Annotated in this window: 18 protein-coding genes; 4 read left to right on the top strand and 14 right to left on the bottom strand. The window is 68.8% G+C overall.

The genetic code is table 11. The features are described 5' to 3' along the window. Nucleotides 1-8 precede the first annotated feature (8 nt). From zwf to pgl, 3 genes are read left to right on the top strand one after another with little or no spacing between them, the layout of a single operon-like run. Nucleotides 9-1,559: a glucose-6-phosphate dehydrogenase gene (gene zwf, locus AC0NZN_RS00480; RefSeq protein ID WP_474590305.1), complete on the top strand. Its 1,551-nt coding sequence runs from the start codon at nt 9-11 to the stop codon at nt 1,557-1,559. Continuing rightward, the gene (locus AC0NZN_RS00475; protein ID WP_474590304.1) at nt 1,556-2,515 is read left to right on the top strand and encodes a glucose-6-phosphate dehydrogenase assembly protein OpcA; all 960 of its coding nucleotides are present in this window, start codon (nt 1,556-1,558) and stop codon (nt 2,513-2,515) included. The genes zwf and AC0NZN_RS00475 overlap by 4 nt, the downstream gene beginning before the upstream one ends. Continuing rightward, on the top strand, nt 2,508-3,287 hold the full coding sequence (gene pgl / locus AC0NZN_RS00470) for a 6-phosphogluconolactonase (RefSeq protein ID WP_474590303.1): 780 nt from the start codon (nt 2,508-2,510) through the stop codon (nt 3,285-3,287). Before AC0NZN_RS00475 ends, pgl begins: the two co-directional genes overlap by 8 nt. A 58-nt stretch (nt 3,288-3,345) precedes the next feature. Here pgl and AC0NZN_RS00465 read toward each other — a convergent pair whose 3' ends face one another. The 11 genes from AC0NZN_RS00465 to AC0NZN_RS00415 form a co-directional block, all read right to left on the bottom strand. After that, nucleotides 3,346-3,702 (bottom strand): RNA polymerase-binding protein RbpA, encoded by a 357-nt coding sequence (locus tag AC0NZN_RS00465; protein ID WP_474590302.1) that lies wholly within the window; start codon nt 3,700-3,702, stop codon nt 3,346-3,348. Between the two features lies 1 nt (nt 3,703). Next, entirely contained in the window at nt 3,704-3,970 is a 267-nt protein-coding gene (gene secG / locus AC0NZN_RS00460) for a preprotein translocase subunit SecG (protein ID WP_474590301.1), read from the bottom strand. Between the two features lie 74 nt (nt 3,971-4,044). Beyond that, on the bottom strand, nt 4,045-4,833 hold the full coding sequence (gene tpiA, locus AC0NZN_RS00455) for a triose-phosphate isomerase (RefSeq protein WP_474590300.1): 789 nt from the start codon (nt 4,831-4,833) through the stop codon (nt 4,045-4,047). Continuing rightward, nucleotides 4,824-6,038, bottom strand: a complete 1,215-nt coding sequence (locus tag AC0NZN_RS00450) for a phosphoglycerate kinase (protein ID WP_474590299.1) — start codon at nt 6,036-6,038, stop codon at nt 4,824-4,826. The genes tpiA and AC0NZN_RS00450 overlap by 10 nt, the downstream gene beginning before the upstream one ends. 6 nt (nt 6,039-6,044) lie before the next feature. Next, on the bottom strand, nt 6,045-7,055 hold the full coding sequence (gene gap, locus AC0NZN_RS00445; protein WP_474590298.1) for a type I glyceraldehyde-3-phosphate dehydrogenase: 1,011 nt from the start codon (nt 7,053-7,055) through the stop codon (nt 6,045-6,047). A 107-nt stretch (nt 7,056-7,162) separates the two neighbouring features. Further along, nucleotides 7,163-7,789 carry a superoxide dismutase gene (locus tag AC0NZN_RS00440; protein WP_474590297.1) on the bottom strand — a complete coding sequence of 209 codons (627 nt, stop codon included), beginning with the start codon at nt 7,787-7,789 and terminating at the stop codon, nt 7,163-7,165. Between the two features lie 160 nt (nt 7,790-7,949). Then, complete coding sequence (whiA, locus tag AC0NZN_RS00435) at nt 7,950-8,918, bottom strand: DNA-binding protein WhiA (protein WP_474590296.1); 969 nt, start codon at nt 8,916-8,918, stop codon at nt 7,950-7,952. A 99-nt stretch (nt 8,919-9,017) separates the two neighbouring features. Further along, entirely contained in the window at nt 9,018-9,887 is an 870-nt protein-coding gene (gene rapZ, locus AC0NZN_RS00430) for an RNase adapter RapZ (RefSeq protein ID WP_474590295.1), read from the bottom strand. A 42-nt stretch (nt 9,888-9,929) separates the two neighbouring features. After that, a complete protein-coding gene (uvrC, locus tag AC0NZN_RS00425) occupies nt 9,930-11,837 on the bottom strand; it encodes an excinuclease ABC subunit UvrC (protein WP_474590294.1) in 1,908 nt (635 codons plus the stop codon). 3 nt (nt 11,838-11,840) lie between these two features. Further along, nucleotides 11,841-14,759, bottom strand: a complete 2,919-nt coding sequence (gene uvrA, locus AC0NZN_RS00420) for an excinuclease ABC subunit UvrA (protein ID WP_474590293.1) — start codon at nt 14,757-14,759, stop codon at nt 11,841-11,843. A 58-nt stretch (nt 14,760-14,817) separates the two neighbouring features. Next, on the bottom strand, nt 14,818-15,258 hold the full coding sequence (locus AC0NZN_RS00415; RefSeq protein ID WP_474590292.1) for a MarR family winged helix-turn-helix transcriptional regulator: 441 nt from the start codon (nt 15,256-15,258) through the stop codon (nt 14,818-14,820). 36 nt (nt 15,259-15,294) lie between these two features. Here AC0NZN_RS00415 and AC0NZN_RS00410 point away from each other — a divergent pair, with 36 nt between their 5' ends. Then, nucleotides 15,295-15,549 (top strand): hypothetical protein, encoded by a 255-nt coding sequence (locus AC0NZN_RS00410; protein ID WP_474590291.1) that lies wholly within the window; start codon nt 15,295-15,297, stop codon nt 15,547-15,549. A gap of 25 nt (nt 15,550-15,574) precedes the next feature. On the opposite strand, the gene AC0NZN_RS00405 is transcribed toward AC0NZN_RS00410, so the two are convergent. From AC0NZN_RS00405 to coaE, 3 genes are all read right to left on the bottom strand, one after another. Beyond that, complete coding sequence (locus tag AC0NZN_RS00405) at nt 15,575-15,748, bottom strand: hypothetical protein (RefSeq protein ID WP_474590290.1); 174 nt, start codon at nt 15,746-15,748, stop codon at nt 15,575-15,577. A gap of 141 nt (nt 15,749-15,889) precedes the next feature. Then, nucleotides 15,890-17,968 (bottom strand): excinuclease ABC subunit UvrB, encoded by a 2,079-nt coding sequence (gene uvrB / locus AC0NZN_RS00400; RefSeq protein ID WP_474590289.1) that lies wholly within the window; start codon nt 17,966-17,968, stop codon nt 15,890-15,892. A gap of 70 nt (nt 17,969-18,038) precedes the next feature. Then, on the bottom strand, nt 18,039-18,638 hold the full coding sequence (gene coaE / locus AC0NZN_RS00395) for a dephospho-CoA kinase (RefSeq protein WP_474590288.1): 600 nt from the start codon (nt 18,636-18,638) through the stop codon (nt 18,039-18,041). Between the last annotated feature and the right edge of the window lie 9 nt (nt 18,639-18,647).

Genomic DNA, 18,647 nt, shown 5'->3' with positions numbered 1-18,647 from the left:
GCCGACCAATGACCGTCGACATCTCGCGCGGGAACAATCCCCTGCGCGACCCCGACGACCGCCGTCTCAACCGCATCGCCGGTCCGAGCGCGCTCGTCATCTTCGGGGTCACGGGAGACCTCTCCCGGAAGAAGCTGATGCCCGCCGTCTACGACCTCGCGAACCGGGGGCTCCTGCCCCCGGGATTCGCGCTGGTCGGATTCGCGCGCCGCGACTGGGCCGACGAGGACTTCGCCCAAGTCGTGTACGACGCGGTGAAGGCGAATTCCCGCACCGAGTTCCGCGAGGAGACGTGGCAGGAGCTCCTGCAGGGCATCCGCTTCGTCTCGGGCGAGTTCCAGGACCCCGCTGCGTTCGCCAAGCTGCGCGAGACCGTGGAGAGGCTGGACGTCGAGCGCGGCACGATGGGCAACCACGCGTACTACCTGTCGATCCCGCCGAAGGACTTCCCGATCGTCGCGGAGCAGCTCAAGAGCTCCGGCCTCGTGGACGACACGGCGGACAAGCCGGACCGCTGGCGTCGCGTCGTGATCGAGAAGCCCTTCGGTCACGACCTGGAGTCCGCCCAGGCGCTCAACGACGCGCTGCGCACCGCGTTCCCGGCCGACTCGATCTTCCGCATCGACCACTACCTGGGCAAGGAAACGGTCCAGAACATCCTGGCGCTGCGCTTCGCGAACGAGCTGTACGAGCCGATCTGGAACCGCAACTACGTCGACCACGTCCAGATCACGATGGCGGAGGACATCGGCGTCGGCGGTCGCGCCGGCTACTACGACGGCATCGGCGCAGCGCGCGACGTCATCCAGAACCATCTCCTCCAGCTGCTGGCCCTGACGGCGATGGAGGAGCCCATCTCCTTCAACGCGACGGACCTGCGCGCCGAGAAGGAGAAGGTGCTCGCGGCCGTCACGCTGCCCGACGACCTGTCGCGCGCGACGGCTCGCGGCCAGTACGCGGGCGGATGGCAGGGCGGGGATCGCGTCGTCGGGTTCCTCGAGGAGGACGGGATGAACCCCGAGTCCACCACCGAGACCTTCGCCGCGATCAAGCTGGCCATCAACACGCGCCGCTGGGCAGACGTCCCGTTCTACCTGCGCACCGGCAAGCGGCTCGGACGACGTGTCACCGAGATCGCTGTCGTGTTCAAGCGCGCGCCCGAGCACCTGTTCACGCGCAACCAGACGTCCGGCCTCGGCGAGAACGCGCTCGTCATCCGCGTGCAGCCGGACGAGGGCGTGACGATCCGCTTCGGGTCGAAGGTGCCCGGCGCCGGGACGCAGGTGCGCGACGTCACGATGGACTTCGGCTACGGCCATGCGTTCACCGAGGCGAGCCCCGAGGCCTACGAGCGCCTCATCCTGGACGTCCTCCTCGGAGACCCGCCGCTCTTCCCCCGCCATGAGGAGGTCGAGCTCAGCTGGAAGATCCTCGATCCGATCGAGGAGTTCTGGGCGCACGAGGGCGGACCGCTGGAGCAGTACTCACCAGGCTCGTGGGGACCGTCGTCGGCCGACGATCTCCTCGCCCGCGATGGCCGCACGTGGAGGCGCCCGTGATCATCGACCTGCCCGACACCAACGTCAGCAAGATCTCGAGGGCGCTGGTCAGCGTCCGCGAGGAGGGCGGTGCTGTCGCCCTCGGCCGCGTGCTGACTCTCATCATCGTCGCGAGCCACGACACCGCGGAAGAGGTCATCGAGGCGGCGAACGACGCATCCCGCGAGCATCCGATGCGTGTCATCGTGGTGATGTTCGGGGATGCCGACGCGCCTCCGCGACTGGACGCCGAGATCCGCGTCGGCGGCGACGCCGGTGCCAGCGAGGTCGTCGTGCTGCACCCGTACGGCCTCGCGGGATCGAATGCGGAAAGCCTCGTGACCGGCCTTCTGCTGCCGGACGCGCCCGTCGTCGCCTGGTGGCCGCGCGAGACGCCCCCGATGCCGTCGCGCTCGGAGATCGGCCGCATCGCGCAACGACGCATCACGGATGCCGCGACCCAGCCCGACCCCACAGCCTGGGTCGGCGGGCTCGCGGGCCACTATGCCCCCGGTGACACCGACTTCGCGTGGACGCGCCTGACGCGTTGGCGCGAGCAGCTCGCCGCGGTGCTCGATCAGCCCCCCTACGAGCCGGTGACAGCGGTCGAGGTGCGCGGCGCATCCGACTCCCCGTCCACCGCGCTGCTGGCCGCCTGGCTGGGGCTGAAACTCGAGGTCCCCGTCGACTGGAGGTACCTCCCCGCCGACGAGTGGGCCGGCGGCATCAAGTCGGTGCGTCTCGTCCGAGACAGCGGCGATACGCTCCTCGAGCGGCCCTCCCCCGGCGTCGCCGTCCTGACGCAGCCCGGGCAGCCGTCGCACGATCTCGCGTTCCCGCGGCGCACACTCCGCGAGTGTCTCGCCGAGGAGCTCCGGCGTCTTGATCCCGACGTCTTGTATGGTCGGGTCATCACCGAAGGCTGGTCTCTGCTGGAGACAGCCTCGCCGGAGCTGACGCAGGAGACGCATGGCTGATTCATCCGCCGAGAAGCGCGTGGTCGTACACGCTGACCCGTCGACCCTCGCCGAGGCGGTCGCGGGGCGGTTCATCCAGCGGCTGATCCGCCGCTCGGATGCCGGCGCGACGGTCCACGTCTCTCTCACCGGCGGATCGATGGGACGAGCGGTGCTCGCCGCCGTCCGCACCCATCGCCGCGTGTCGGAGGTGGACTGGGCGGATGTGCACTTCTGGTGGAGCGACGAGCGCTTCGTCGAGGCCGACAGCCCGGAGCGCAACGACCTGCAGGCGCGCACCGCCCTGCTCGATCACCTCGACATCCCGGCGGGCAACATCCACCCGATGGGCGCGTCCGACGGCGGTCTGGATCTGGATGCCGCGGCCGAGGCGTATGCACGCGAGCTGGCGGCCTTCGGCTCTGCCGACGAGCCATGGCCGTCCTTCGACGTCTGCTTCCTGGGAGTGGGGCCGGACGGGCACATCGCATCGCTCTTCCCCGACCGCGGGGAGATCCTCGTCACGGATCGTGCGACGCTCGCGGTGCGCGACTCCCCCAAGCCTCCGCCGGAGCGCATCACGCTCACGCGGCCCGTGATCAACGGCTCGAGGCGCGTGTGGCTGGTCCTCACGGGAGCGGACAAGGCGTCCGCTCTCGGCCTGGCCCTCGCGGGCGCCAGCTACCCGAGCGTGCCGGCTGCAGGCGCGAAGGGTCGCCGTCGCACGGTGTTCTTCGTCGATGAGGCCGCGGCGGCGAAGGTGCCGCCCGAGCTCATCGACCCCGAGTACTGACGAAGAAGCGGATGCCCCTGTCGGGGCATCCGCTTCGTTTCGTCGTATCCGAGTCGGATCAGGCCTGGCCGCGCCGTTCGCGCAGCTGCTGCAGCGCGTCGTCGAGCAGCTGCTCGGCCTCCTCCTCGGTGCGGCGCTCCTTCACGTATGCGAGGTGCGTCTTGTAGGGCTCGGTCTTGGGGAGCTCCGGCGGGTTCGTCTGGTCGCGACCCGCGGGAAGACCCGAGTGCGGGGAGTCGATGATGTCCGGGATCTCCTCGTCGGGAATTCCGGCCGCGAAGTAGCGCACGGTCTCGTTGCCGAGGGCATCCCAGTACGAGATCGCGATGCGCTCTGCGTGGTAGCCGTGGTCCTGTTCGCCCATCGGGCCGGCGCCGACGCGCGTGCCCCGGATGGCGTTTCCGCCTGTTGCCATGTCAGAGTCCCTGGAACTTGGTGATCAGGCCGAGGGCCACGATCGAGACGAACCACACGAGGGCGAGTACCACCGTGAAGCGATTGAGATTGCGCTCGGCAAGACCCGAGGAGCCGAGGGCGGAGGTGAGGCCGCCGCCGAACATGTCGGACAGACCGCCTCCGCGACCCTTGTGGAGCAGGATCAGCAGCGTCAGCAGGAGGCTCGTGATGCCGAGCAGCACCTCGAGGACGAACTGGATGATGTCAACCACGGAAAGCCTTTCCATGCCGCCCGTCGGAGCGCGCACAAGGGACCATTATACGAGTCCCCGGCGCGTGGGCCGGGGACTCGCTCGGCTTGTCAGACGCCGACGTGCTTCTGGTAGCGGACGATGGCCGCGAACTCGTCGACGAGGAGGCTGGCGCCGCCCACAAGGGCGCCGTCCACATCGGGCTCGCGCATGAAACTCGCGATGTTCGCAGCCTTCACCGAACCGCCGTAGAGGATGCGCGTCGCCGCGGCCGCGTCGGCGCCGAGCGACTGCGACACCACGCCGCGGAGTTTCGCGCAGACGTCCTGCGCCTGGTCGGGCGTCGCCGCCTGACCGGAGCCGATGGCCCACACCGGCTCGTAGGCCACGACGACCTCGGTGCCGGCGGGAACACCCTCCAGAGCCTTCTGCAGCTGACCCACCGGAACGGCGCTGGCGCCGTGCGTCTCGAGGTCCTCCGCGGTCTCGCCCACGCAGATCACCGGGACGAGGCCGTTGCGGATCGCCGCGCGCACCTTGGCGGCCACGACCTCGTCGGTCTCGGCGTGGTACTCGCGACGCTCGGAGTGACCGACGATCACATAGCGGCAGCGCAGCTTCGTCAGGAAGGCGCCCGAGACCTCACCGGTGTAGGCACCGGAGTCGTACTGCGACAGGTCCTGCGCGCCGAGGGCGAACGGGATCTTGTCCGCGTCGATCAGCGTCTGGACCGTGCGCAGGTCGGTGAAGGGCGGGAAGACCGCCACCTCCACGCCGCCGTCGTGCTTCGCATCCCTCAGCGTCCAGTGCAGCTTCTGGATGAACGCGACCGACTGCAGGTGGTCGAGGTTCATCTTCCAGTTGCCGGCGATGAGCGGTGTACGGGTCGTCACTGCCATCCGAGGACCTCCAGTCCGGGGAGCTTCTTGCCCTCGAGGAACTCGAGGCTTGCGCCGCCACCTGTCGAGATGTGGCCGAACTGATCGTCCGCGAAGCCGAGCTGACGCACGGCCGCTGCGGAGTCTCCGCCGCCGACCACGCTCAGGCCCCGGACGTCGGTCAGCGCATCCGCGATCGCGCGCGTCCCGGCGGCGAACGCCGGCATCTCGAACACGCCCATCGGGCCGTTCCAGAACACCGTGGCGCTGCTGCGGATGTGCTCGGCGAACAGCACGGACGTCGCCGGCCCGATGTCGAGACCGAGCCCCGAGGCGCCGAACGGGGTGTCCTCCAGCGCGGTGGCATCTGCCACGACGTGCTCGGCGTCGGCGGAGAAGGATGCTGCGACCACCGCGTCGACGGGCAGCACCAGTTCGATGCCGCGCTCGCTCGCCGTCGCGATGTAGCGGCGGACCGTGTCGAGCTGGTCGGCCTCGAGGAGGCTCGCGCCGACCTTGTGGCCCTTCGCCGCGAGGAAGGTGAACATCATCCCCCCGCCCACGAGGAGACGATCGACGCGCGGCAGCAGGTGCTCGATGACGCCCAGCTTGTCGCTGACCTTCGATCCCCCGAGCACCACCGTGTACAGGCGTTCCGGGTTCTCGGTGAGGCGGTCGAGCACGCTGAGCTCCTGCTCGATGAGCAGACCGGCCGCCGAAGGGAGCCTCTCGGCGAGCTCGTAGACGCTCGCCTGCTTGCGGTGGACGACGCCGAAGCCGTCCGAGACGAGTGCGTCCCCGAGCTCGGCGAGCTGAGCCGCGAAGGCGGCGCGGGTCGCGTCATCCTTCGCCGTCTCCCCCGCGTTGAAGCGCAGGTTCTCGATCACCGCGACCCCGCCGTCCTCGAGGGACGCCACCGCTTCGTGCGCCGACTCGCCCACGGTGTCGCGGGCGAAGGCGACGGGCTTGCCGAGCAGCTCGGACAGGCGCTGTGCGACCGGCTCGAGGCTGTACTTCGGGTCCGGAGCTCCGTCGGGCCGGCCCAGGTGCGAGCAGACGACGAGCCGCGCGCCCTGGTTGATCAGGGCGTTGAGCGTGGGCAGCGACGCGCGCACCCGGCCATCGTCCGTGATGACGCCGTCCTTCAGGGGAACGTTCAGATCACAGCGGACGATGACACGTGTGCCGGCGAGCGAGCCCAGTGATTCCAGGGTGCGCAGTGCCATCGTGCGTCAGAGGCGCTCGGCGACGTACTCGGTCAGGTCGACGAGACGGTTGGAGTAGCCCCACTCGTTGTCGTACCAGCTCGAGACCTTGACCAGGTTGCCGCTGACGTTCGTCAGGCCCGCGTCGAAGATCGACGAGTGCGGGTTCAGCTGGATGTCGCTCGAGACGATCTGGTCGTCGGTGTACTCGAGGATGCCCTCAAGGCGACCGCTGGCGGCCGCAGCCTTGTACGCCTCGTTGACCTGCTCGATCGTGAGGCCCTCCGTCGGCGTGATGATCGTCAGATCGACGATCGAGCCGGTGGGGACCGGAACGCGGTACGACGAGCCGCTCAACTTGCCGTTGAGCTCCGGCAGCACGAGGCCGATGGCCTTCGCGGCACCGGTCGAGGCCGGGACGATGTTGATCGCGGCGGCGCGCGCACGACGCAGGTCGCTGTGCGGGCCGTCCTGGAGGTTCTGGTCGGCCGTGTAGGCGTGAGCGGTCATCATGAAGCCGCGCTCGATGCCGAATGCCTCCTCGAAGACCTGCGCCAGCGGCGCGAGGCAGTTCGTGGTGCACGAGGCGTTCGAGAGGATGTTCATCGTCGCCGGGTCGTAGGTCTCCTCGTTCACGCCCATCACGAACGTGCCGTCCTCGCCGCTGGCGGGCGCGGAGATGATGACCTTCTTGGCGCCGCCCGAGATGTGCTTCGCCGCATCCGTCGCCTTCGTGAAGCGGCCGGTCGACTCGATGACGATGTCGACACCCAGCTCGCCCCAGGGCAGGTTGGCGGGATCGCGCTCTTCGAACACCTTGATGGCCTTGCCGCCGACGGTGATGGAGTCGCCGTCGTACGAGACGGTCTCGGAGAGCTGGCCGCCGACCGAGTCGTACTTCAGGAGGTGGGCCAGAGTCTTGTTGTCGGTGAGGTCGTTCACCGCCACGATGTCGATGTCCGCGCCCTGCGCGAGGGCGGCGCGGAGGAAGTTTCGTCCAATGCGGCCGAAGCCGTTGATTCCGATCTTGACGGTCACGGAATGTCTCCAGAGGGGGTGTCATGCGCCGGAGCGCGGTTGTAACGATTCCAGACAGCGGACAACGGCGTCCCGGCAGGGCGATCCCTGCCGGGACGCCCTACTCGCTATGACAGTACCAGCAGGCCCGACGTCTGCTCACGGGCGGTCGAGAACCGCAGCTGGACGTTGGCCCAGTCGGCGATGTTCCAGAACGCCTTCACGTAGTCGGCGCGGACGTTCTTGTAGTCCAGGTAATACGCGTGCTCCCACACGTCGAGCAGGAGGAGCGGGACGCTTCCGGCGGCGAACTGCGACTGCTGGTCGAAGAACTGCTGGATGATCAGGTTCTCCCCGATCGAGTCCCAGAACAGGCCGGCCCAGCCGGACCCCTGCACGCCCAGCGCTGCGGCGGTGAAGTGCGCCTGGAACTTGTCGAAGGAGCCGAAGTGGTCGTCGATGGCCGACGCGAGGTCGCCGGTCGGCTTGTCGCCGCCCTCAGGCGAGAGGTTCGTCCAGAAGATCGAGTGGTTGGTGTGACCGCCGAGGTTGAAGGCGAGGTCCTTCTCGAGCTTGTTCACGTTCGCGAGGTTGCCCGAGTCCCGCGCCTCCGCGAGCTGCTCCAGGGCGGTGTTCGCGCCCGCGACATACGCCGCGTGGTGCTTGTCGTGGTGCAGCTGCATGATCGTCGCGCTGATGTGCGGCTCGAGCGCCGCGTAGTCGTAGGGGAGGTCGGGCAGCGTGTATTTCGCCATTATCGCTTCTTCCTATCGGCGCCGCGCCGAGGCTCCCCGGTGCAGCGAGGGTGACGTGTTCATCCTACTGAGCGGCAACACCGCGGCCCCGCGGTTGCTTCCGTCCATGACGGGGGATCCGCCCGGGACGCGGAGGCCATGCTCCGTCAGGCGCGGCCTGTCAGGCGCCGGGGACGGCGACGGCCGTGCCGGGAAGGCCCTCGACGGCAGCCTTCTTGTCCGCCATGGCCAGCAGGCGACGGATGCGGCCCGCCACGGCATCCTTCGTCAGCGGAGGGGAGGCGTGATGCCCCAGCTCGTCGAGGCTCGCATCGCGGTGTGCCAGACGCAGCTCGCCGGCCTCCCGCAGGTGGTCGGGAATCTCGTCGCCGAGGATCTCCATCGCGCGCTCCACGCGGGCGCACGCCGCCACGGCGGCCTGGGCCGAGCGGCGGAGGTTCGCGTCGTCGAAGTTGACCAGGCGATTGACGCCGGCGCGCACCTCGCGGCGCTCGCGCAGCTCGTCCCAGTGGACCGCTGTGCGCGCAGCGCCCATGGCCTGGAGCGCGATGCGGATGGCATCGGTCTCGCGGACGACGACGCGGGGCACGCCGCGAACCTCCCGCGCCTTGGCGGCGATGCCGATCCGGTGGGCGGCTCCCACGAGCGCCATCGCCGCCTCGCTGGACGGGCACGAGATCTCGAGCGCCGCCGAGCGTCCGGGGTCGGACAGCGAGCCTGCGGCGAGGAACGCGCCCCGCCACACTCCGGCGAGATCCTGGCGGTTGCCCGTGGTGACACGGTTCGGGAGTCCCCGCACGGCGCGGCGACGCTGGTCCAGGAGACCCGTCTGCCGGGCGAGGGTCTCGCCCCCGTCGATGACGCGCACAGCGTAGACGCCCGGGCCGCTCGGGCCCGACCCCTGCACCTGCACGAGCTCGGGACGCACGCCGTACAGCTCGACGAGCTCGCGAGCCGTGCGCCGGGCGAGGGCCTCGGAGTCGAGCTCCGCCTCGACCGCGATGCGGTTCGCGATCGAGTGCAGCCCCCCGGAGAACCGCAGCAGCGCTGTGAGCTCCGACGCGCGAACGGTCGGTCGAGGGTCGCGCAGCGCGATGAGCTCTGCCTTCACGTCGGCGGTGAGGGGCACGGGACTCCTTGCAGATCGGCGGTCGGGACGATCGTCCAGCCTACCCGGACCGGGGGCGTGCTGCGGTGCCGTCATCCAGGGCCCGTCATCCACCGGCCGTCATTCACGACCGAGGTCACGGTGCGCCACCCGAACGGCGACACCGGGGATCGTCGTCAGCCGCTGTGCGAGTTCGCGGGCGACGGCCACCGAGCGGTGCTTGCCGCCAGTGCACCCGATCGCCAGCACCGAGTGCCGCTTGTTCTCGCGCTGATAGCCCTCGAGGACGGGCCGTAGCGCCTGCTCGTAGGCGTCGATGAAGTCCTCGGCCCCCGGAGCCTCCAGGACGTACGCCCGTACCGCGTCGTCCTCGCCCGTCAACGGGCGCAGCTCCTCGACCCAGAACGGGTTGGGCAGGAAGCGCATGTCCGCGACGAGGTCGGCATCCGGTGGCAGGCCGTACTTGAAGCCGAAGCTCACGATCGTCAGCGAGTGCCGGGCCGCGCCCTGCTCGGAGAACATGTCGACGACGGTCGTCGCCAGCTGATGGATGTTGAACCCCGAGGTGTCGATGACGATGTCCGCACTCTCGCGGATCGCTGCCAGCCGCTCCCGCTCGAGGCGGATGCCGTCGAGGATCGTGCCCTCGTCCTGGAGGGGGTGGGGCCGCCGCACGGCCTCGAAGCGACGCACGAGCACGTCGTCGGAGGCATCCAGGAAGACGACCCGGAGCTGCTGGCGCGCATCGCGCAGCGCGCGCGTCACGTCAGGCAGCTCGGTGAACAGATCGCCGCCGCGCACATCGACGACGACGGCCACCTTCGGCAGTGCCGACCCCGCGTACTGCGTGAGCTCCAGGAGCGGCTTCAGCATCTGCGGCGGCAGATTGTCGACGACGTACCAGCCGAGATCCTCGAGGGCATTCGCCGCCGTCGATCGCCCCGCGCCGGACATCCCGGTGACGATGAGCATCTCGCCCGCGTCCGTCATGCCCCGTCCCCCTCGTCTTCGTCCGGAACCGACGGTGACAGCCTAGCGAGAGGCCAGATGCGCGTGCACAGAGGACGCCAGCTTCGGACCGATGCCCGGGAGCTCCGCGATCTGCTCGGGTGTCGCATCGCGCAACGCGGTCACGGAGCCGAAATGGCGCAGGAGCGCCTTGATGCGCGCATCCCCCAGTCCCGGCACCTCCGCGAGCACGGTCGTGATGTCGTTCCGCCGTCGTTTGCGCTGATGCGTGATCGCGAAGCGGTGGGCCTCGTCGCGCAGACGCTGCAGCAGGTACAGCGCCTCCGACGTGCGCGGCAGAATGACCGGGTAGTCCTCGCCCGGCAGCCACACCTCCTCGAGCCGCTTCGCGATGCCGCACAGCGCGACCTCGGGGTGGCCCGACTCCTCGAGAGCGCGCTGAGCGGCCGCGACCTGCGGCTGGCCGCCGTCGACCACCAGCAGCTGCGGCCGGTACGCGAAGCGCGCCCGCTTGCGGGTGGTCACGACCGGCTCGCCGTCGTCGGCGACCGCTGCAGCAACGGGATCGGGCTCCGGCTCCTCGGGGCGGTCGAGATATGCCAGTCGCCGCATGAGCACCTGATGCATCGAGTCCGTGTCGTCGGTCGTCTCGGGGATGGAGAAGGAGCGGTACTGGTCCTTGCGGGGCAGGCCGTCCTCGAACACGACCATGGATGCGACCACGTTCGTACCCGACAGGTGGGAGATGTCGAAGCACTCGATGCGCAGAGGGGCCTCGGCGAGGCCGAGCGCCTCCTGCAGGTCGGTGAGCGCCTGCGACCGCGCGACGTAGTCGCTCGTGCGCCGGGTCTTGTGCAGCATGAGCGCCTGCTGCGCGTTGAGCGTGGCCGTGCGCATCAGGTCGGCCTTCTGACCGCGCTGCGCAACGGTCAGAGACACCGCCTTGCCTCGGCGCTCGCGCAGCCACTGCTCGAGCTCGGCGGTGTCATCCGGCAGCTGCGGCACGATGACCGTGCGCGGGATCTCGATGGCGGTCGCGTTGCCGTAGGCACGCTGGAGCACCTGGTCGACGAGCTCGGCTCCGCCGATGTCGATCTCCTTGTCGACGGTCGACGCACGCACGCCGCGGACGCGGCCGCCGCGCACGACGAAGTGCTGGACAGCCGCCGACAGCTCGTCCTCGGCGATGCCGAACAGGTCGGCGTCCGTGTCGTCGGAGAGAACCAGCGCACTGCGGCTCAGCACCGCGTCGATCGCCTGCAGCTTGTCGCGGAATCCGGCCGCCGACTCGTAGTCCATCGCGGCCGAGGCCTCGCGCATCCGTCGTGTGAGCTCACGGGAGAAGCGCTCGTCGCCACCGGCCATGAACGCGACGAAGTCGTCGACGATGGCGCGGTGCTCCTCGACCGTGACCTTCATCGAGCACGGGCCGCCGCACCGCCCGATCTGTCCGGGGAAGCACGGCCGTCCGGTCTGCATCGCGCGCTTGTACGAGGCGTCGCTGCACGTGCGGATCGGGAAGACCTTGATCATCAGATCGATCGTGTCGTGGACCGCCCACACCTTCGGGTACGGGCCGAAGTACTTCGCGCCTTGGATGCGGCGGTTGCGGGTCACGATGACCCGCGGGGCCTCATCGGCCAGGGTGATCGCCATGAATGGGTACGACTTGTCGTCTTTGTAGCGCACGTTGAAGGGAGGCGAGAACTCCTGGATCCACATGTACTCCAGCTGCAGCGCCTCGACGTCGCTGCCGACCACGGTCCATTCGACCGAGGAAGCCGTCGTGACCATGCGACGTGTGCGCTCGTGGAGCGTGCGCAGCGGAGCGAAGTAGTTCGACAGGCGCGCGCGCAGGTTCTTCGCCTTGCCGACATACAGGATGCGGCCGTCCCGGTCGCGGAACCGGTACACCCCGGGGTCGGTGGGGATCTCCCCCTGCTTCGGCTTGTACGGGAGCTGGTCTGCCATCGCTCAGCCGGCCTTGCGCGCGAGCGACTCCTGCACCGTCGCGTTCTCCACCCTGAGCACCTCCGCGAGGAACACACCCGTGTGCGAGCCCTCGGCGCGCGCGACCTTCTCCGGGGTGCCCGTCGCGATGATCTGGCCGCCGCCGGAACCGCCCTCGGGACCCAGGTCGATGACCCAGTCGGCCGACTTGATGACGTCGAGGTTGTGCTCGATCACGATGACCGTGTTGCCCTTGTCGACGAGACCGCCGAGGACCTCGAGCAGCCGGCGGACGTCCTCGAAGTGGAGGCCGGTCGTCGGCTCGTCGAGGACGTAGATACTGCGACCGTTCGAGCGGCGCTGGAGCTCGGTCGCGAGCTTGACGCGCTGCGCCTCGCCGCCCGACAGGGTCGTCGCGGACTGACCGAGCCGGACGTAGCCGAGCCCCACGTCCACGAGGGTGCGCAGGTACCGATGGATCGCCTGGATAGGCTCGAAGAAGTCCGCGGCCTCGGAGATCGGCATCTCGAGCACCTCGGCGATGTTCTTGCCCTTGTAGTGCACCGCGAGCGTGTCGCGGTTGTAGCGCTTGCCGTGGCAGACCTCGCAGTCGACATAGACGTCGGGGAGGAAGTTCATCTCGATCTTGATCGTGCCGTCGCCCGCGCACGCCTCGCAGCGCCCGCCTTTGACGTTGAACGAGAAACGTCCCGGCAGATAGCCGCGGACCTTCGCCTCGGGTGTCTCGCTGAAGAGCGTGCGGATGCGGTCGAAGACCCCCGTGTAGGTGGCCGGGTTCGAGCGCGGCGTGCGCCCGATCGGCGCCTGGTCGACATGCACCACCTTGTCGAGATCGTCGAGCCCCGTGATGCGCGTGTGCTTGCCCGGGACGGTGCGGGCACCGTTGAGCCGCTGTGCCAGCACCTGGTACAGGATGTCGTTGACCAAAGACGACTTCCCCGACCCGCTCACCCCGGTCACCGCTGTCATCACGCCGAGTGGGAACTCCGCCGTCACGTTGCGGAGGTTGTTCTCTCGCGCGCCGACGACGGTGAGCATGCGCTTGCGGTCGATGCGCCGACGCTTCGCCGGCGTCGGGATGCTGCGCCTGCCCGCCAGGTAGTCGCCGGTGATCGACCCTTCATCGGCGAGGAGCGAGGAGAGCGGCCCGGAGTGGACGACCTCTCCCCCGTCGACGCCGGCCCGAGGACCGATGTCGACGATCCAGTCTGCCGCGTGGATCGTCTCCTCGTCATGCTCGACGACGATGAGCGTGTTGCCGAGGTCGCGCAGCGTTACCAGGGTCTCGATGAGGCGCCGGTTGTCACGCTGATGGAGACCGATCGACGGCTCGTCGAGCACGTACAGCACGCCTGTGAGGCCCGATCCGATCTGCGTCGCGAGGCGGATACGCTGAGCCTCGCCGCCGGACAGCGAGCCCGCCGACCGGCTGAGGTTCAGGTAGTTCAATCCGACCTGGATGAGGAAGTCGAGGCGCAGCCGGATCTCGCGCAGCACTTGCGCGGCGATCTTCGCCTCGCGGGCGGTGAGCTTCAGCTCGGCGAAGTAGCGCTGGGCGTCGGCCAGGCTCAGGCTCGACGCGTCCGCGATCGAATGCCCGTGGACCTTCACCGCGAGCACCTCCGGCTTGAGCCGGGCCCCGTTGCAGACGGGGCAGGGCACCTCCCGCAGGTACTCGGCCCAGCGCTGACGCTGCGCATCCGACTCCGCTTGGACATACTGGCGCTCGATGTAGGGCACCACACCCTCGAAGCCGGACGAGTAGCGCATCTCACGCCCGTACCGGTTCTTCCAGCGCACTGTGACCTTGTAGTTCTCCCCTCGCAGGACCGCCTCCTTGACCTCCTGCGGCAGGCGGCGCCACGGCGTGTCGAGGGAGAACCCGAGGTCCTCAGCGAGTCCCTGGAGGAGCCGCTCGTAGTACTGGAACAGACCCTTGCCCTGGGTCGTCCACGGGATGATCACGCCCTCGGCGATGGAGAGGTCCTCATCGCCGAGCATGAGCTCGACGTCGACGGACATGCGAGTGCCGAGGCCCGAGCACGCCGGGCACGCGCCGAACGGTGCGTTGAAGGAGAACGTGCGCGGCTCGATCTCGGTCAGTTGCAGCGGGTGTCCGTTGGGGCACGCGAGCTTCTCCGAGAAGGACTGCCAGGCGGCGTCGCCTTCCTCGTCGACGAAGTTGACCTGCATGATGCCGCCGGCGAGGCCGAGGGCCGTCTCGACGGAGTCCGTGACCCGGCCGAGGATGTCGGCGCTGGCGACGAGCCGGTCGACGACCACGGCCACGTCGTGCTTGTAGCTCTTCTTCAGGACCGGGGGCTCGGCGAGCTGGATCAGCTCGCCGTCGACGACGGCACGGGCGTAGCCCTTGGCGCTCAGCTCGCGGAAGAGGTCGACGAATTCGCCCTTCTTCTGCGTGACCACCGGCGCGACGATCTGGTACCGCGTGCGGTCGGGCAGATCCATCAGCTGGTCGGCGATCTGCTGCACGGTCTGCCGCTGGATCACCTCGCCGCACTCGGGACAGTGCGGGACTCCGATGCGCGCCCAGAGGAGGCGCATGTAGTCGTGGATCTCGGTGATCGTGCCGACGGTCGAGCGCGGGTTGCGGTTCGTGGACTTCTGGTCGATCGAGACCGCCGGGCTGAGCCCTTCGATGAAGTCGACGTCAGGCCGGTCGACCTGACCGAGGAACTGACGGGCGTAGGCGCTCAGCGACTCGACGTAGCGGCGCTGGCCCTCGGCGAAGATCGTGTCGAATGCCAGGCTCGACTTGCCCGAGCCGGACAGGCCCGTGAAGACGACGAGCGAGTCGCGGGGAATGTCAAGATCGACGTTCTTGAGGTTGTGGACGCGGGCCCCGCGGACACTGAGTCTTCCGCTGGTGAATCCGGAATTGGCGAGGGGGACGATGGGCACCCGTCAAGTCTAGGTGGGGGCTCGGACACCGGCTTCGGACACCTGTTCGATCCTCCGATCAGAGTGCGGGACGGCGGCCGGCGAAGGGCGCAAGGCCATCGCGCAGTGCGGCAACCTGCGCCGCGTCCATGCCGACCCGCTCCATGATGCGTCCCGGGACGTCGAGCGCGAGCTCGCGCAGGTCGCGCCCCGCGTCCGTCAGCCCGATCGCGAGCCGGCGCTCGTCGTCGGCCCTGCGGACACGACTGATCAGTCCTTGTGCCTCGAGCCGCTTCACGAGCGGCGACAGCGTCGCCGGCTCCATCGCGAGCTCCTCAGCCAGATCCCGCAGCGATCTGGGGGATTCCTCCCACAATGCGAGCATGACGAGATACTGCGGATGGGTGAGGCCCAGCGGCTCGAGGACAGGCCGGTAGATCGCGACCACATTCCGTGCCGCGGTGACCAGAGCGAAGCAGAGCTGATTGTCCAGCCTCAGGAGATCGTCACGCGGGTCCACGCCTCTATCCTACGGGCACAAATCGTTAGTACACTAATGAATATGAACACGGTTCCGCCCGCCACCCCGCTCCCTCGGACTTCGCTGCGCACCCGCGTCCGACAGGCGGGTGGCTGGTACGCATGGCTGAACTCGAGGCTGATCCGCCTCGCCGGCCCTGCCGCCGTCGGCCCCTACGACACCGAGCCCGAGCCCGAGCGCAGCGGGCGCCCTTGTCCGCTGTGCGGTGCGCCGATGTCCGCCCACGAGTTCGACCGGACGGGGCCGAAGCCGCTCATGCACTGCCCGTGAGCCCAGTGGGGTCAGCCCTGGCCCGTCACGCGTTGCGGTCCAGGTTCGGAGGCTCCTGCTCCTGCACCTCCGACGGGGCGTCGGCCAACAGGAATTGGTTCTCGTTGACTTTCATGCCCGACGGGAGTGGCTGCCATTGGCCATCCGCCGCCGGAGCGTCATCGGCGGACGCGGGGTCCGGCTGTGATGCATCGCTCATGGGCCTAATTGTCCCACTCGGCTGGCGCTGAACACAGGGGTCGTCCGACCACTGCCTCCCTGATCCGGAGGGAATTTCCACGTGCCGACTCCTGCCCCACATCGGACCCGCGTCCGTGGATCGAGGAACAAGGCGTCGCCGTCAGACGTGGCCGGCGCGCTCCATGGCACGCAGCTCCTTCTTGAGGTCTTGGACCTCGTCGCGCAGCCGCGCCGCCAGCTCGAACTTCAGCTCGCCGGCCGCCGACAGCATCTGCGACGACAGATCTGCGATCGTCGCCTCGAGTTGCGCCGCGCCCTCTGCCGCGATGCCGATCCCCAGTCGCGGTGTCGGACTCTTGCCCTTGCCGCTCTTGTTCTTCGACGCATCCCGCCCGCGCATCATGCGGTCGGTGTCCGAGGCTTCGCGGGCCAGCACCTCCGTGATGTCCGCGATCCGCTTGCGCAGCGGTTGCGGGTCGATGCCGTTCGCCGCGTTGTACGCCAGCTGCTTGTCGCGGCGCCGCTCGGTCTCGTCGATCGCATTGCGCATGGAGTCGGTGACCGAGTCGGCGTACATGTGCACCTCACCGGAGACGTTTCGCGCCGCACGGCCGATCGTCTGGATGAGGGACGTGCCAGAGCGGAGGAAGCCCTCCTTATCGGCATCCAGGATCGCCACGAGCGAGACCTCCGGAAGGTCGAGGCCCTCGCGGAGGAGGTTGATGCCCACGAGGACGTCGTACACGCCCGCCCGCAGCTCGGTCAGCAGCTCCACGCGGCGGAGGGTGTCGACGTCGGAGTGGAGGTAGCGCACTCGCACACCGTGCTCGCCGAGAAAGTCCGTCAGCTCCTCCGCCATCTTCTTCGTGAGGGTTGTGACGAGCACGCGCTCGTTGCGTGCCGCCCGAATGCGGATCTGCTCGAGCAGGTCGTCGATCTGACCCTTCGACGGCTTTACCACGATCTTCGGGTCGACGAGACCCGTCGGGCGGATGATCTGCTCGACGACCCCATCGGCGATCCCCATCTCGTAGCGCCCGGGGGTCGCGGACAGGTAGACCGTCTGACCGATCCGGTTCTTGAACTCGTCCCAGCGCAGGGGGCGGTTGTCCATGGCGCTCGGCAGTCGGAATCCGTGTTCCACGAGCGTGCGCTTGCGGGATGCATCCCCCTCGTACATCGCTCCGATCTGCGGGACCGTCACGTGCGACTCGTCGATCACGAGCAGGAAATCGTCGGGGAAGAAGTCCAGCAGCGTGTGCGGCGGCTCTCCGGCCACCCGGCCGTCGAGGTGGCGCGAGTAGTTCTCGATGCCCGAGCAGAAGCCGAGCTGCTGCAGCATCTCGAGGTCGAACGTCGTGCGCATGCGCAGACGCTGCGCCTCGAGCAGTTTGCCCTGCCGCTCGAACTCCGTCAGGCGCTCCGCCAGCTCGGCCTCGATCGTGCCGATCGCGCGCTGCACGACGTCGGCGCCCGCGACGTAGTGCGAGGCGGGGAAGATCGGCACGGCGTCGAGGCGCTTCACCACATCGCCGGTCAGGGGATGCAGCATGTACAGCGCCTCGATCTCGTCGCCGAAGAGCTCGATGCGGATCGCGAACTCCTCATAGACCGGGATGATCTCGATCGTGTCGCCGCGGACGCGGAAGTTGCCGCGCGAGAAGTCGACGTCGTTGCGGTTGTACTGCATCGCGATGAACTGGCGGATGAGGGCGTCGCGGTCGTACCGCTCCCCCACCTGCAGCGCCACCATGTTGCGCAGATACTCCTCGGGCGCACCCAGGCCGTAGATGCACGAGACAGTGCTGACCACGACGACATCGCGGCGGCTCAGCAGCGAGTTCGTCGTCGAGTGACGCAGTCGTTCGACCTCGGCGTTGATCGACGAGTCCTTCTCGATGAAGGTATCGGTCTGCGGGACGTACGCCTCAGGCTGGTAGTAGTCGTAGTAGCTGACGAAGTACTCGACGGCGTTGTGCGGCATCAGGTCGCGGAACTCATTGGCCAGCTGGGCCGCGAGCGTCTTGTTGTGCGCGAGCACGAGCGTCGGCCGCTGCACCTGCTCGATGAGCCAGGCGGTCGTCGCCGACTTGCCCGTTCCCGTCGCACCGAGGAGCACGACATCCGTCTCGCCGGCATTGATGCGCGCCGCGAGATCGGCGATGGCCCGTGGCTGGTCGCCGCTGGGCACGTACTCGCTCACGACCTCGAACGGGCGCACGGATCGGGTCGTCTGCATGCATTCCAGCGTAGGCCGGGTCACCGACATCGGGGCCGGGTCTCGAAGCAGCACCGACATCGGGGCAGCGTCAGGACGCGGCGATGCGCTCCCACAGTGCGTCGGTCTGCGCGATCGTCTCCTCCAGGGCTCCCGACGTGTCGATGACGACATCGGCGAGGGCGAGTCTGGTGTCATCGTCGGCTTGCGAGGCGATCCGCGCGCGCGCGTCCTGCTCGGTGAGGCCGCGCAGGGCGACCAGCCGCTCCACGCGGGCGTCGACGGGAGCGTGCGCCACCACCACGAGGTCCCAGCGGTCGCCGGCGCGGGCCTCGGCCAGAAGCGGTACGTCGTACACGACCACCGCATCCGGGTCGGCCTCGAAGGCCGCGGAGAACCGCCGGTGGGACTCGGCCGCAACGGCCGGGTGGACGATGGCGTTCAGCCGCGACAGCGCGGCGGGGTCGCCGAAGACGACCGCTCCGAGGGCCGCGCGGTCGAGCGCTCCGTCGGCGCGCAGCATCCCCTCGCCGAACTCCGCCGCAATGCTCTCCAGCACGGGCGACCCCGGGCTCTGCACGTCCCGGACGATCTGATCCGCATCGACGATGACCGCGCCGTGCTCGGCGAGGCGGCGGGCGATCGTCGACTTGCCGGAGGCGATGCCCCCGGTGAGCGCGATGAGAGGCATGTGACGAGC

The sequence above is a fragment of the Microbacterium sp. sgz311019 genome, from assembly GCF_056135325.1.
Note: the sequence above shows the minus strand (reverse complement) of the source record. Positions and strands in the feature narration are given on the sequence as shown.